Genomic DNA, 13,270 nt, shown 5'->3' on the forward strand with positions numbered 1-13,270 from the left:
AAGACCGGCCAGAAGATCGCCCTGTCCGGCAACACCGGCAACTCCAGCGGCCCCCACCTGCACTTCGAGATCCGCACCACCCCGAACTACGGCTCCGCCATCAACCCGGCGACCTTCCTGCGCGCCCACGGCGTCAACCTCTGACCGACCCGGTCACACGGCACCACCCGAGCGACCCCGAGAAGCGGCCCCGCGCCGCCTCGGGGTCGCGTCGCGCGTTCAGCCCCGGGAGGCGTACGGGACGAAACGCGCCCACGCGCCGGGGGCGAAGGCGAGACGGGGGCCCGCGGTGTCCTTGGAGTCACGGACGTGGACGGTGCCGGGGGTGGGCGAGTTCGACACAGGAGTAATTGCCGTCGCTGTATCTGCGCCGTTCGGAGGCGGCCCCAGCGGTGACGCCTGCCGAAACAAGCAGCCCCAAACGACCGCACCGCCTGTCGCGCCCGCCCGGAATCAACCAAGCATCACACCTACAGCCACGCGTAAACTCCGAACATGTCGGAGAAGCGCATCCCATGGCGCCCCATCGAAGCCCTCCCCCACCTCAATGGGGAAATCGCTGCCCGCCTGGCCTCAGTGGACGCCCTTCAGGTTGCCTGGAAGGCGGTACAGGCCTCCGCGTCCCCGGAGGAAGTGGAGGCCTCCCTGAAGCGCCGACTGCGGCGGCATGCCATCGAGACAGGCATCATCGAACGCCTGTACGACATGAGCTGGGGTGTCACGGAGGCCCTGGTGGCCGAGGGACTCACCACCGAGGTCGCCTCGGCGGAGGGCGAGGTCTCCGAGAGCACACTGTCCGTGATCAAGGACCAGTTCGAGGCACTCTCATTCCTCGTCGAGTGGGCAAGGGCGGGTCAGGAACTCTCGATTCACTTCATCCGCGAGCTGCACACCCTCATCGTGCGACACCAGCCGCATTACGAGGGGCGGGACCAGTTCGGCAGGACCGTTCGCCTGCCGCTGGCACCCGGCGCATGGAAGGAACTGGACAACTCGATCACTCGATCAGACGGCGCCGTGATCGAGTGCACGCCCACCTTGCACGTGGACAGCGAAATGCAGCGTCTCGTGCAGTTGTACGCAGAGACTTCGAACGAGCACCCTCTCGTACGCGCAGCCTGGCTGCACCACCGTTTTATCCAGATCCACCCGTTCCCGGATGGAAATGGCCGGGTCGCCCGCGCCTTGACCCTCCTCGCGTTGCAGCGTGGGCAATACGCCCCAATTGCTGTGGACCGGATTCAGCGAGCCGAATACATCGCCGCTCTGGACGAGGCGAACGATGGCGACCTTCGCGCACTGGTCCGCTTCTTCGCCCGTATCGAGGAGAAGGCTCTTCGCTCGGAGCTTCAGGCTCCGCTCACACCTGTGCCTGAATCGTCGGGTGCGGTCGCCGTGGCCCGCGCCTACGCCTCACGTCTGAAAGCCCGCGAGGTAGCCGATCAGGCACTCAAGGGCCAGGCGGCGAGTGCACTGGCTACGACCCTCCACGAACGCCTCACCCGCTTCCTGGAAACCACGTCTCATCAAGTACAGGACGCCTACCGGGAGTTCGACCCCTCCACATATGCGAGCGTGGACCGCGCGGCCCCGCCGGACCCGAAAGCGAAGTACTGGCATGGCCAGTTGGTGCACGCGGCACGCCTGGCCGACTTCTATTCGAACCTCAGCGAGGGATCCTGGTGGGTTCGTCTCCATCTGAGACTGCGCGGGAGCCTGCTGCGCTTCATCACCACCATCCAGAAGGTGGGGCGCGGTGAAACCGGCGTTCTGGCCTTGACCGTCTTCGCGGAGGTTCTCTCGTCGGACACGGAGAATGGCGCACCCGCACTTCTGTACAGAGTGTTTGAGCATCCGCACGTACCGGACAGCGTCACGCTCATCTACACCGATGACGCGGAGACGCGCTGGGAAGAAGTGCACCAGGTTGTGGACACCACGCTCAGCACGGCCATCAGTCGCTTCTCGGAAGACCTGGCCTGAGTGCCGGGCCCCGCAGACAGCAGGCACCTCGACGGGACATCCGTGGCTCCTTCACCGTTGTGCCTCACGAGGCCCAAGCACCCCTCGCAGACTTCGCAGGTCACCGGAACAACTCCCGACAGCGCCGGACAGCCACCGGACAATGACCGTACGCATGCGCCGAGTCACCAGAAGGGCACGCAGATCCAGCCACGCTGAGTGATGTGAATCAGCACATCCTCATCCTCAAGGCCCACGGCTCCCGGAACGACATCTTCGTGGTGGACGGTGCGCCGCTCGACCACTTCGCCACGGCGGACGAGCTGACCCGGGCCGTCGGGCTGCTGTGCGACCGCAAGCGGGGACTGGGCGGCGACGGCGTGTACTTCGTGGCCGACCACGGCGACGGCACCGCGCGGGCCTGGTTCTACAACCCGGACGGGTCCGAGGCGCTGCTCTGCGGCAACGGGATGCGGTGCGCGGGCCGGATACTGCTGGACCGGCACCACGCGGACTCGGTCGTCGTGGAGCAAGGACCGTACTCCTTCACCGTGCGTGACCGGGGCCGCACGTCCCACGGTGTACGGCAGGTGTCGGTGGAGCTGCCCGCCGTCGATTTCGCGCCGGGCGACCCGATCGTGGCGGAGGCCGGACCCCGCGGCGAGTATGTGGACCGACTCCTTCCGGCCTTCCACCCCTCGCGGCACGTGACGGCGGTAGCGGTCCCGAACTCGCACCTGATCACGGTGATCGACGCGTACGACGAGGCCGAACTGATCGAGACCGGGCGGCGCGTCGCCGGTTCACCGGGCGTCTTCCCGATCGGCGCCAACCTCTCCTTCGTCCTGCCGCTGTCCGACGACGAGGTGTTCATCCACACCTACGAGCGAGGGGCCGGCCTGACCCCGTCGTGCGGTTCCGGCATCGCGGCGTCCCGCGCCACCCTGTCCCGGCTCGGGCTGGTCGACCCGGAGCGGCCGGTGACCGTGCGGAACCCCGGCGGTGTCGCGCGCAGCTTCCTCCGGACGGTCGGTGATGTGTGGCAGCCGGTGCTGGAGGGCAACGCCACTCTCCTGTTCGACGCGGAACTCGACCCGGCCGTACTGCTCGGAGACGGCCCGGTGGAGTACGCGGGTGCCGCGCACATGGCGGAAATCAGCGCGTTCGCGGAGCTCAGCCGGGAAAACATGAAGGTGCTGCACGAGGCGGGCGTGCACCCGACCGAGGTCTGACCGCCGGCCCGGCTCCGTCCTGATGGCCGGCTCCGCCCCGTGCCGCTTCCGGCGGGGACGAAGGGGAGGGGATGACGTTGGGGGCGCTGTCGGCTGGCCTGGTGGCCATCGCGGTGGGGATCGCTCTGCGGCAAGCGGACCGGTGGTGGTTCAGTCCGGCTCGGGGGCGGCACACCCCGGACTCTCTCCGTCCGGTGATGCGGCTCCAGCGTGAGCGACTGAACGACGTCACGCCCGTGCTCCTGCTGCTGGGCCACTGGCTGGAGTTCGCCGGGTGGTGCGTGGTGGCCGTGCACGACGGCCCTTGGGGGTACGCGGTCGCGGCGCTCGCGGGGGCGGTGAAATTCCGCCACCTCCAGGAGGTCAGCCACTTCGCGGTGCACGGCGTGCTGGTACGCGGGGGCCGGCTGAACACACTGCTCGCCGAGGCGGCCGTGCACATCCCGCTCGGTTTCGTCCCCGTGTCCGTACGCCGACGTCGGCACGTACGCGAGCACCATCCGAACGCGACAATCGCCGGTGCCGATCCGAACCTGGCCGAACTGCACGCGGCCGGACTACGCCCGGGAGCAACGGTGGTGCGGTACGTGCTCGCCCTGATCCACCCACTCACCCCGACTGGTGTCCACGGCACCGTGCGCGGCCTGAGCGGCCTGTGGCGGGAAGCGGGTGCCGGGCGGCTGCGGGCGGCCGGCCCGGTGGCGGTGACGGGGGCTGTCGCCGTGGTCTTTGGCTGGGAGGCGGCAGTGTTCGCCTTCGTACTGCCCCGGCTGCTCCTCTATCCGCAGCTCGCCTGGATGTCGCTGCTCGTCGAACACCGCTGGTTCGACCCCGAGCCGGTGACCGGGCCGCCCGTCGCCGTGGAGGCAGGCCGCTGCCTGCGCCTGTATCCGCGCAACGCGCTCCTCGCCCTGCTGGCCCGCGGCACCTGGCTGCCCTACGGCGACCTGTACCACTTCGCGCACTCCGCGCATCCTTCGGTGCGCTGGAACTACCTCCCGGCGCTGGAGCGCGCCCTGTGCGGCCCCGCATACCGACCGCACGCCCTGCTCCTGGGCGAGTCGGCGGTGCTCCGCCGTCACCGCCGGGCGCTGGCCCCGGTCTCCGGGGCCGCTCGTGCCCGCCAGATGGTCCGCCCGCTGCCGAAGTTGCGGGCAGACCGCGCAGTGTGCTCAGCCTTCGCAGGCGTACGGGACGAAACGCGCCCACGCGCCGGGGGCGAAGGCTAGACGGGGGCCCGCGGTGTCCTTGGAGTCACGGACGTGGACGGTGCCGGGGGTAACGGCGAGTTCGACGCACGACTCGCCGTTATTGCCGCTGCTGTAGCTGCTCTTGAACCACGCCGGCTCGGAGGCGACCGCAACCGCATCGCCGCGGCTCATGAGCCCGAGGCAAAAGCCACGAACTGTGTCCAGGCCCCAGGAGCAAGGGCCAGCCTCGGCCCGTCGAGGGTCTTGGAGTCACGGACGTGGACGGTGCCGGGGACGGTGGCGATCTCGACACAGGACTCGCCGTTGGTACCACCGCTGTAACTGCTCTTAAACCACGCCAGTTCGGAGTCTTTCCCGGCGGAGGCATTGCGCGTCATGTCTCTCCCAGCAGATTCTCGATGAAGGTGAACGACTCCCTCGGCGAGAGGGCCTGTGCCCGGATAGTGCCATATTGCAGCTCCAGGATACGAAGCTGCCGAGGGTCAGACACCGGGCGGCCGTTGAACAAGCCGTCGGCACGTCCCACAGCCGTGCCATCCGGGAACTTCAGCAACTCGATCCTGCCATCCAGACCAGGATGGGCCTCAGTGTCCGTCGGCATGATCTGGAGCGTGACGTGGTTCAACCGCCCCACCTCCAGTAGGTGTTCGAGTTGCTGTCGCCATGCCATTGTGCCCGCAATCCGTCGGCGCAGTGGCGCCTCTTCCACTACGAAGTGGACAGAGGGGGCAGGGTCGCGTTCGAAGACCCCCTGTCGAGCCAGGCGGGCGGCCACCATGCGTTCCACGTCATCGAGCGAGTACGGCGGTTGTGCTGCTGTGATCAAGGCCCGCACATGCTCTGGCGTCTGCAATAGGCCAGGGATGATGTTGCATTCGTACAGCCCGATCTCAACCGCCTTGCCCTCCAACTTCCCCAGCGCCCGGACCTTTTTCGGGTACCGGACCTTCTTCACGTCCTCCCAGGCCGCCGCGATCAGCCCGCCCGCGTCCAGGACCTCGTCCGCCTTGTCCAGGAACTCCTCGCGGGGGATGCGCTTGCCGCCCTCGATCTTGTACACCATGTCCTCGCCGTAGCCGACGATCCGGCCGAACTCGGCGGCCCGCATCCCCATCGCCTCACGGCGCAGTTTCAGCTGGCGTCCGACGGTCGTGATGACCGCGACGCCCCACTCATCGTCCGGGTCAACCTCCCAACCCGGCTCGTCCGCCTCGGTCTTGAGCTGCCCCGTCTCCGTCTCCGTCTCGACCGCCGTCATGCCGCACCTCTCCCTCGTCGTGGGTTCGTGACGCACCCGGCGTCCTGCCCATATCAACCGCCGGAACAGCCACGACAGCACCGGACAACCACCGGACAGTGACCGTACGCATGCGCTAAGTCACCACTCAAGGTACGCAGATCCGGCCATGTTGAGTGATGTGAATCAGCAAACCGCCGAACCCGTCACCCCCGTCCGCAACTTCAGCGTGCTGCTCTCCCCCACGCCATGCGGCGCCCGCCAAGCCCGGTGCCTGGGGGCAGCACAACTGCGCTCCTGGGGGCTGCCCGTGGACCCGGCCCGCCAGATCATCGCGGAGCTGGCCGTCAATGCGGCGACCCACGGCCGCGTCGCGGGCCGGGACTTCCGGCTCACGCTCTACGTCGTCGCCGACACCCTCCGTATCGAGGTCACCGACACGCGCGGCGAACTCCTCCCCGGTCTACAACCGGCCTCCCCCGACGCCGAGTCCGGCCGGGGCCTGCTGCTGGTCGAAGCGCTCGCCGACCGCTGGGGTGTGACCGAGGGCCGCTTCCCGCGCAAGACCGTCTGGGCCGAACTGCGGCTTACGACACCGGAACCCGAGTTCTGAAGCTCCGGTGCCGTCGGCGCCTTCCAGAACAAGAACTCTGGGGGAAAGCACCCCACCAAGCCCCACCCTTTCCCGCCCGAGGCGTGTCGTCACTCGGGCGGGTGAACATCACCGGCTCAGCTGGATTTTCGATCCCCCAGCACCCTTACGCTCAGCGCACACCCCCCGAAAAGACTTCGGCCCCCGCCGGGACTGGCATCCCGGTGCGAGGGCCTGACCACCCAGGAAGAGGAGCTTCCCAAATGGGTACCCAAAACCCTAGCGCTCCCCCGCGCTCCCAGTCAGCCCCCGGCGGCAACCCGCCCCGATCGCGTCACCGCACCACCACCGGTGGCGTCATCCACGAGAACAGGCGCCACACCACCCGCTTCGTGGTGATCGGCAACCACCTCACCCAGCACACCGAGTTGTCGCTGCTCGCGATCGGCCTCGGCTGCCACATCCAGTCGCTGCCCGCCGGCGCCCCCGTGGACATCAAGAGCCTCGCCGCCCGCTTCAAGGAAGGCACCAAGCGCATCAGCGACGCCCTGCGCGAGCTGGAGACCTACGGCTACCTCCGCCGCGAACGCGTCCGCACCCCCACCGGCCGCATCATCACCCGCACCACCTCCTGCAACCAGCCCGGCCACCGGCGTGAGACGACCCCCGTCGACTGCCCCGCCCCACGCCCCCGGCCGACGGCGAAACGCCCCCGCAAGGCCCTGCCCGCCGTCCCCCGGCCCGGCTACCCCGCCCCCGCGCTCCTCCAGCAGGCCACCGACCTCCTCGCCGGCCTCCGCCGCCACGACCCCCGCCTCCTGCTCTCCGCGACGGACACCGAACACCTGGCCCCGGGAGTCGCCGCCTGGCTGGAACGCGAGGTCACCCCCACCGCCGTACGCCACGCCCTGACCACCAACCTCCCCGACGCACCCCTCCACCGCCCCGCGGCCCTCCTCGCCCACCGCCTCACCGACGGCCTCCCGCCCCTGCCCCCGTACCGCACACCGGCCGAACCCCTGCCCGTACGCCACCCACTCCGCAACTGCGACGGCTGCGACCACGCCTTCCGCGCCCCCGGAACCGAAACCCACTGCCGCGCCTGCCGCACCGCAGCCGTCAGCCACCCCTGACGCCACAAGGAAACCCATGGTCAAGCCGCCCCACGAGGCGATGCACCGCATCTTCCAGCACGACCCCGGACTCTTCAGCCGCGTCTCACGCTTCCTCGGAGTCGACATCCCCCGGCCCGTCAGGGCCCACAGGGCCTGGGCAAGCACCCGGCCAAGCACCTCTGGAGGAACCTGGTGGCCGTGGACCTCTCCTTCTACAAGTCCTACCTCGTCGAAGAGATCCGGGACGAAGCCCGCGCCGAAGCCCGCGCCGAAGCCCTCGTCGCAGCCCTCGCCGAAAACGTCCTGACGGTACTCGAGGAACGTGGCATCGACGTTTCCGAGGACGCCCGAGAGCGCATCACCGGCTGCACCGACCCCGAAGCCCTGAGCCGCTGGCTCCGGCGCGCCGTCACCGCCCCGGTCGCCGAAGAGATCTTCGACGACCAGTGAGCAGTGTGTTCGCGGGGGCGGTGCGCGGCTGATCCGTGCCGCCCCCGGACCGCGTTACGCGTGCCCCGGCTCCGCCGAGGGGGTGTCGTCCTCCGGGGCCGGGTGGAGGGGGAAGGGGTCGACGCGGGTCTCGTCGACGACCGGCGGGGGCGGCTGCGGGGGCTTCGGCATGACCGCGGCCTCCGAGTGGCCGCCACAGCCGTACGCCAGGGAGACGACACGGCCGTCGGCCGGGGAGAACTCGTTGGCGCACACACCGAACGCCTGGCCCAGGGAGCCGCCGATCGGGGTGAGGAAGCCGCACGACACGCAGGAGGCGGGGGCCGCCTGCGCCATGGGGGTCTTCGCGCCGAAGTCGTCCTCCCAGCGGTCGGCGGCGGTGTGCAGGCCGTAGCGGGACAGGACGCGGGCGCGGCGCATGCCGAGTTCCTCGGCGACCGCCGCGATCGTGCCGCGGGCCGGGGCCATCGCCAGATGGGCCGGGGTGCCGAGCGTGAGTTCGGCGTCCTCCGCCTCCACCAGGTCGGCCATCTCGTGGGACACGGCTGAGCTCGGCGGCGGCTCCTCCTCGCCGGTGAAGCCGGGCTCCAGGCGCAGGTCCTCGGCGTCGGTGGGCAGGAGGTCTCCGGGTCCCATGTCGCCGGGGCGCAGCCGCTCGCTCCACGGCACCCACTCGGGTGCCAGGACCGCGTCCGGGCCGGGCAGCAGCACCGCCTCGTCGATCGTGACGATCTTGGCGCGGGAGGCTCGGGCGACGGTGACGGCCCAGCGCCAGCCGCGGTAGCCGGGCTCGCGGCAGCCGAAGAAGTGGGTGACGACGCGGTCGCCCTCGGAGATCAGTCCCTCGTGCTCGCCCACGACCCCGGGCGCGGCAGCCTCCTCGGCTGCGGTGCGCGCGAGGTCGACTGCCTCGGCGCACAGACGGTCGGGGGTGCGGCTTCGCGTTGTCGCTGCGCTCACAGGTATCGCTTCTCTCCTACGCCGTCTCACGAGTGCGCCACTCCCCAGCGCGGGGGGCGGACGGAGCGGACAGTGTGACCGCGTCGACGTCCGCGCCGCGACGTGCTCGGGCGCGCCTCCATCCATTCTGCGGGATGGCTGAGATACGCACGCTACCTGTTCCCGTGCGCTGGGCCTACACCGACGGTTGTTCCACCGCTCCCGCGCGCCGGTTTCGGGGCCTCGGGGATACCGTCCGGGAGCAGGCCCGGTCCGGACGACACCCCCGAAACGTTGCGCCGTACAGCGGGAACCGCGGCAGCGTCCCCGGCGATACGGCACTACACACCGGCTTGTCGGGGCACTATGACGTCGTGGCTACCGCGAGGACACCCCAGGGCGCCACCGGGACCGGTGGGCCGAAAGGGGTCAGGGGCAGCGGCCGACGCTTCGGTACGAACCGGGCGCGCGGCGGTTTCCGCGCGCTCGGGCGTGCCCTGCACCTGCCGGTGACCGGCACCGCGCGGGGCATCCGCCGGGCGACGCACGCCCATGGCGCCGGGGAGTCCGGGCTCGGCAAGCTGATCGAACTGCACGGCGTGAACGGCGCCGGCGATGTCATGATCACGGTCGCGCTGGCGTCCACCGTGTTCTTCTCCGTGCCGACGGACGAGGCGCGCGGCCGTGTCGCCCTCTACCTCGCCATCACGATGGCCCCCTTCACCCTGCTCGCCCCCGTCGTCGGCCCGCTCCTCGACCGCCTGCCGCACGGCCGCCGCGCCGCCATGGCCGGCGCGATGCTGGCCCGCGCGCTGCTCGCCCTGGTGCTGTCCGGCGCGGTCGTCACCGGCGGTCTGGAGCTGTATCCGGCCGCCTTGGGCGTACTGGTCGCGTCGAAGGCGTACGGGGTGGTCCGCAGCGCGGTCGTGCCACGGCTGCTGCCACCCGCGTTCTCCCTGGTGAAGGCGAACTCCCGGGTCACCCTCGGCGGGCTCCTCGCGACCGGGATCGCCGCGCCGATCGGCGCGGGACTGCAGCAGATCGGGCCGCGCTGGCCGCTCTACGGGGCGTTCACGATCTTCGTGGCGGGGATGCTGCTGTCGTTCCGGCTGCCGCCGAAGGTGGACTCCGCGAAGGGCGAGGACGTGGCCCTGCTCGCCGCCGACGAACGGCATCTGCACGGCCCGCACCGCAAGTCCCAGGACAAGCGCCCCGGTCTGCGTACGGTCGGTCCGGCCGTCACCCACGCGCTCGGCGCCAACGCCTCCATCCGCTGCCTCACCGGCTTCCTGATCTTCTTCCTGGCCTTCCTGCTGCGCGAGCACCCGATGACCGGTCAGAGCGCGGCGGTGTCGCTCGGCATAGTGGGCGTGGCGGCGGGCGTGGGCAACGCGCTCGGTACGGCGGTCGGGGCGTGGCTGAGGTCCCGCGCCCCGGAGATCATCATCGTGACGGTGGTGGCGTGTGTCGCGGGTGCGGCGATCGTCGCCGCCGCGTTCTTCGGGGCGGTCCTGGTGGCGTGTCTCGCCGCCATCGCCGGGTTCGCGCAGGCGCTGGCCAAGCTGTCGCTGGACGCGCTGATCCAGCGGGACGTGCCCGAACAGGTCCGGACGTCGGCGTTCGCGCGCTCGGAGACGCTGCTGCAGATGTCGTGGGTGCTGGGCGGCGCGGTCGGCATCGCGATGCCCCTCATCGGCCCGCTGGGCCTGGCCGTGGGCGCGGCGATCGTCGCCACGGGGTGGCTGACCACGGTCCGGGGCCTGATCCGCTCGGCCCGCCAGGGGAACGCGGGGCGGGCGCGGGTGGCCTAGCGGTCGACGGGCCTGCGCGCGTCCGAGCGCCGCGATGTGCTCCGGACGGGGCCCTGGCCCCCGCGCGGGCAGCCGGCGCGAGTGGCGTAACGCTCCGGCCACGCCGTACCCCCACGTGGGGAGAGGGGCGGGGCTGCCCGATAACCTTTCGCCATGACCACGTTGCCCCGCGGCGCAGCCGCCTCGAGTCACCGAGCTGTGCGACGCCGCCGGGCCGTCGCCGTCGCCGGCGCCGTATCCGCCGGACTTCTCGTCCTGGCCGCCTGTGACAAGCCGACGCCGATCGCCACCATCACGGTGGGCTCCGACTCGGTGAGCTCGGAGGCCACCTGCGGTGGCGAGGGCGAGGCCCTGAACACCGCGTCGCTCAACAAGTGCCTGCAGGACAAGGACATCGACGAGATCACCGTCGACCCCACCAAGACCGTCCGCTTCGGCGTCGACCCGGACATCGCCGACAACGGCTGGACCATCCTGATGAACGGTCAGCCGCTGGTCGAGTCCAGCAAGAAGACCTACCAGGAGATCCCGGGCAGCGTCTTCTTCAACGCCCAGTACGGCGCCCAGGGCGACTCGACCCTCGTGTCGATCAAGGAGGGCGAGGAGTCCGCCACGGGTCTGTGGTCCTTCCGGCTGAAGAAGTCGGACGACTGATCACGTCACCGGCACGCGTTCTCGTGGCCACCGCGGTCCCCGTCGAACGGGACGCGGTGGCCGAGGCGTTCCCCGGGGACGCCGAACAGGTGCGCCTTCCCGGGGCGACGCTGGTCCGCACGGGCGGCGGGTGCGATCTGCTGGCCGCCGGTGTCGGCCCCGCCGCGGCCGCCGCCTCGACCGCCGCCGCGCTGACCGCCGCCGCGCTCGGCGGCACCCCTTACGGTCTCGTCGTCTGCGCCGGTATCGGCGGCGGCTTCCTTCCCGGGGCGCCGGTCGGCTCGCTCGTCGTCTCCGGCACGATCGCCGTGGCCGACCTCGGCGCCGAGACCGCGGACGGCTTCCTCCCGGTCACCGAGCTGGGCTTCGGGCACGTCGCACACCACCCGCCGACGTCCCTCGTGCGGGAGGCCGTCCGGGTGACGGGCGCCCGCCCGGGCACCGTCCTGACCGTCTCCACCGTGACCGGCACCGCCGCCCGCGCCGCCGAGCTGCGCGCCCGGCACCCGGACGCCCTCGCGGAGGGCATGGAGGGCTTCGGTGTGGCGGAGGCGGCCGTCGCACAGGGCCTTCCGGTGCTGGAGGTGCGGGCGGTGTCGAACCCCGTCGGCCCGCGCGACCGTGCCGCCTGGCGCATCGGCGACGCCCTGAGCGCCCTCACCGCGGGCTTCGGGAAGCTCGCACCCGTCCTGGAGAGTTGGATTCAGCATGACCACCCCGATGACCACGCCTGAGCAGCAGCGGCTGCGGACCGCCTACTCCCCCTGCCCGAACGACACCTTCGTCTTCGACGCCCTCGCCCACGGCCGCGTCCCCGGCGCGCCCGCCGTCGACGTCACCTTCGCCGACATCGACATCACCAACGGCATGGCCGAGCGCGGCGAGCTGGATGTGCTGAAGGTGTCGTACGCGGTGCTGCCGTACGTCCTCGACGAGTACGCGCTGCTGCCCTGCGGGGGCGCGCTGGGGCGGGGCTGCGGGCCGCTGGTGCTGACCCGCGAGGCCGGGGTGGACCTCACCGGCCGTACGGTCGCCGTACCGAGCGAGCGGTCGACGGCGTATCTGCTGTTCCGGCTGTGGGCGGCCGACGTCGTACCCGGCGGGGTGGGCGAGATCGTGGTGATGCCGTTCCACGAGATCATGCCCGCCGTGCGGGACGGCAAGGTGGACGCGGGGCTCGTCATCCACGAGGCGCGCTTCACCTACCGGGAGTACGGGCTGCACAGGCTCGCCGACATGGGTGAGCACTGGGAGCGGACCACGGGGCTGCCGATCCCGCTGGGCGCGATCATCGCGAAGCGGTCGCTGGGCGAGAAGACCCTGACCGGGCTCGCCGACGCCATCCGCACATCGGTACGGATGGCGTGGGACGAGCCCGAGGTGTCGCGCCCGTACGTCATGGAGCACGCCCAGGAGATGGACCCGGCCGTCGCCGACCAGCACATCGGGCTGTACGTCAACGAGTTCACGGCCGGACTCGGCGAGGACGGCTACGCGGCCGTACGGGGGCTGCTGACCCGCGCGGCGGCCGAGGGACTGGTGCCGGCCCTCGGCCCGGACGCGCTGCGGTTTCCCTGACCGCTCACACGTCCAGCTGGTCGGCCACCGCGCGGAGCAGGCCGGCGATCTTCTTGCCGGCCGCCCGCTCGGGGTAGCGGCCCCGCTCGAGCGAGAGCGTGGTGGCCTCCAGCAGGGTCGTCAGGTCCTGGACGATGGAGGCCAGCTCGTCGGGCTTCTTGCGCTGGGCCGCCGCGACCGACGGGGTCGGGTCGAGGATGGTCAGGGAGAGGGCCTGGTCGCCGCGCTGTCCGGCGACCACGCCGAACTCGACGCGCTGGCCCGGCTTGAGGGCCTCGACTCCGGCGGGGAGGACCGAGGAATGCACGAAGACGTCGCCGCCGTCGTCACGGGAGAGAAAGCCGAAGCCCTTCTCACTGTTGAACCACTTGACCTTGCCGGTGGGCACGTCTGTCCTCGTCCTCGTACTCGTCGGGAAAACTGCTCGGGAAAACGGCTCGTGATAGCACTCGGGCGGGCCCGATGACCCGCCGGTACCAAGGCTAATGG

General features: G+C 70.7%; 16 protein-coding genes and 1 pseudogene. 11 read left to right on the top strand and 6 right to left on the bottom strand.

Features of this window, described 5'->3' with window-relative positions; genetic code table 11:
* The coding region (locus IF28_RS0122225; protein ID WP_030223264.1) for a M23 family metallopeptidase at positions 1-144 on the top strand (144 nt) is incomplete at its 5' end.
* Between the two features lie 75 nt (positions 145-219).
* Here the strand turns inward: IF28_RS0122225 and IF28_RS40275 are convergent.
* Positions 220-415 (bottom strand): annotated as a pseudogene (locus IF28_RS40275) (DUF397 domain-containing protein).
* An 80-nt stretch (positions 416-495) separates the two neighbouring features.
* Here IF28_RS40275 and IF28_RS0122235 point away from each other — a divergent pair.
* The 3 genes from IF28_RS0122235 (at position 496) to IF28_RS0122245 (ending at position 4,423) form a co-directional block, all read left to right on the top strand.
* Positions 496-1,983: a Fic family protein gene (locus tag IF28_RS0122235; RefSeq protein ID WP_078621321.1), complete on the top strand. Its 1,488-nt coding sequence runs from the start codon at positions 496-498 to the stop codon at positions 1,981-1,983.
* A 203-nt stretch (positions 1,984-2,186) separates the two neighbouring features.
* Positions 2,187-3,194 carry a diaminopimelate epimerase gene (gene dapF / locus IF28_RS0122240; protein WP_030223270.1) on the top strand — a complete coding sequence of 336 codons (1,008 nt, stop codon included), beginning with the start codon at positions 2,187-2,189 and terminating at the stop codon, positions 3,192-3,194.
* A gap of 197 nt (positions 3,195-3,391) precedes the next feature.
* Positions 3,392-4,423, top strand: coding sequence for a fatty acid desaturase (locus tag IF28_RS0122245; RefSeq protein ID WP_063829349.1), 1,032 nt, complete (start codon positions 3,392-3,394; stop codon positions 4,421-4,423).
* Here IF28_RS0122245 and IF28_RS37945 read toward each other — a convergent pair.
* Genes IF28_RS37945 through IF28_RS0122250 form a run of 3 tightly spaced genes read right to left on the bottom strand, consistent with a single transcriptional unit; the run spans position 4,367 to position 5,663 of the window.
* Complete coding sequence (locus IF28_RS37945; protein WP_078621327.1) at positions 4,367-4,576, bottom strand: DUF397 domain-containing protein; 210 nt, start codon at positions 4,574-4,576, stop codon at positions 4,367-4,369. The genes IF28_RS0122245 and IF28_RS37945 overlap by 57 nt on opposite strands.
* The gene (locus IF28_RS37950) at positions 4,573-4,782 is read right to left on the bottom strand and encodes a DUF397 domain-containing protein (protein WP_078621329.1); all 210 of its coding nucleotides are present in this window, start codon (positions 4,780-4,782) and stop codon (positions 4,573-4,575) included. The genes IF28_RS37945 and IF28_RS37950 overlap by 4 nt, the downstream gene beginning before the upstream one ends.
* Positions 4,779-5,663, bottom strand: coding sequence for a helix-turn-helix domain-containing protein (locus IF28_RS0122250; protein WP_030223277.1), 885 nt, complete (start codon positions 5,661-5,663; stop codon positions 4,779-4,781). The genes IF28_RS37950 and IF28_RS0122250 overlap by 4 nt, the downstream gene beginning before the upstream one ends.
* 160 nt (positions 5,664-5,823) lie before the next feature.
* On the opposite strand from IF28_RS0122250, the gene IF28_RS0122255 reads away from it, so the two are divergent.
* The 3 genes from IF28_RS0122255 to IF28_RS37955 all read left to right on the top strand — a co-directional run bounded on the left by IF28_RS0122255 (position 5,824) and on the right by IF28_RS37955 (position 7,799).
* On the top strand, positions 5,824-6,255 hold the full coding sequence (locus tag IF28_RS0122255) for an ATP-binding protein (protein WP_078621331.1): 432 nt from the start codon (positions 5,824-5,826) through the stop codon (positions 6,253-6,255).
* A gap of 242 nt (positions 6,256-6,497) precedes the next feature.
* A complete protein-coding gene (locus tag IF28_RS0122260) occupies positions 6,498-7,367 on the top strand; it encodes a helix-turn-helix domain-containing protein (protein WP_030223282.1) in 870 nt (289 codons plus the stop codon).
* A 174-nt stretch (positions 7,368-7,541) separates the two neighbouring features.
* On the top strand, positions 7,542-7,799 hold the full coding sequence (locus tag IF28_RS37955; protein WP_030223284.1) for a hypothetical protein: 258 nt from the start codon (positions 7,542-7,544) through the stop codon (positions 7,797-7,799).
* 54 nt (positions 7,800-7,853) lie between these two features.
* Here the strand turns inward: IF28_RS37955 and IF28_RS0122270 are convergent, their stop codons facing one another.
* The gene (locus IF28_RS0122270; RefSeq protein WP_030223286.1) at positions 7,854-8,759 is read right to left on the bottom strand and encodes a DUF3027 domain-containing protein; all 906 of its coding nucleotides are present in this window, start codon (positions 8,757-8,759) and stop codon (positions 7,854-7,856) included.
* Positions 8,760-9,112: 353 nt separating this feature from the next.
* On the opposite strand from IF28_RS0122270, the gene IF28_RS0122275 reads away from it, so the two are divergent.
* The 4 genes from IF28_RS0122275 (at position 9,113) to IF28_RS0122290 (ending at position 12,781) form a co-directional block, all read left to right on the top strand.
* On the top strand, positions 9,113-10,549 hold the full coding sequence (locus IF28_RS0122275; RefSeq protein ID WP_030223288.1) for an MFS transporter: 1,437 nt from the start codon (positions 9,113-9,115) through the stop codon (positions 10,547-10,549).
* 153 nt (positions 10,550-10,702) lie between these two features.
* Positions 10,703-11,203, top strand: coding sequence for a DUF2771 domain-containing protein (locus IF28_RS0122280; protein WP_234325321.1), 501 nt, complete (start codon positions 10,703-10,705; stop codon positions 11,201-11,203).
* 23 nt (positions 11,204-11,226) lie between these two features.
* Entirely contained in the window at positions 11,227-11,937 is a 711-nt protein-coding gene (locus tag IF28_RS0122285) for a futalosine hydrolase (protein ID WP_078621333.1), read from the top strand.
* The gene (locus IF28_RS0122290; RefSeq protein WP_030223297.1) at positions 11,924-12,781 is read left to right on the top strand and encodes a 1,4-dihydroxy-6-naphthoate synthase; all 858 of its coding nucleotides are present in this window, start codon (positions 11,924-11,926) and stop codon (positions 12,779-12,781) included. The genes IF28_RS0122285 and IF28_RS0122290 overlap by 14 nt, the downstream gene beginning before the upstream one ends.
* Before the next feature lie 4 nt (positions 12,782-12,785).
* Here the strand turns inward: IF28_RS0122290 and IF28_RS40280 are convergent, their stop codons facing one another.
* Positions 12,786-13,169 (bottom strand): cold-shock protein, encoded by a 384-nt coding sequence (locus tag IF28_RS40280; RefSeq protein WP_030223300.1) that lies wholly within the window; start codon positions 13,167-13,169, stop codon positions 12,786-12,788.
* Positions 13,170-13,270 lie beyond the last annotated feature (101 nt).

Origin of the sequence: Streptomyces sp. NRRL WC-3626 (assembly GCF_000718785.1) — a bacterium.
Classification (GTDB): domain Bacteria; phylum Actinomycetota; class Actinomycetes; order Streptomycetales; family Streptomycetaceae; genus Streptomyces; species Streptomyces edwardsiae.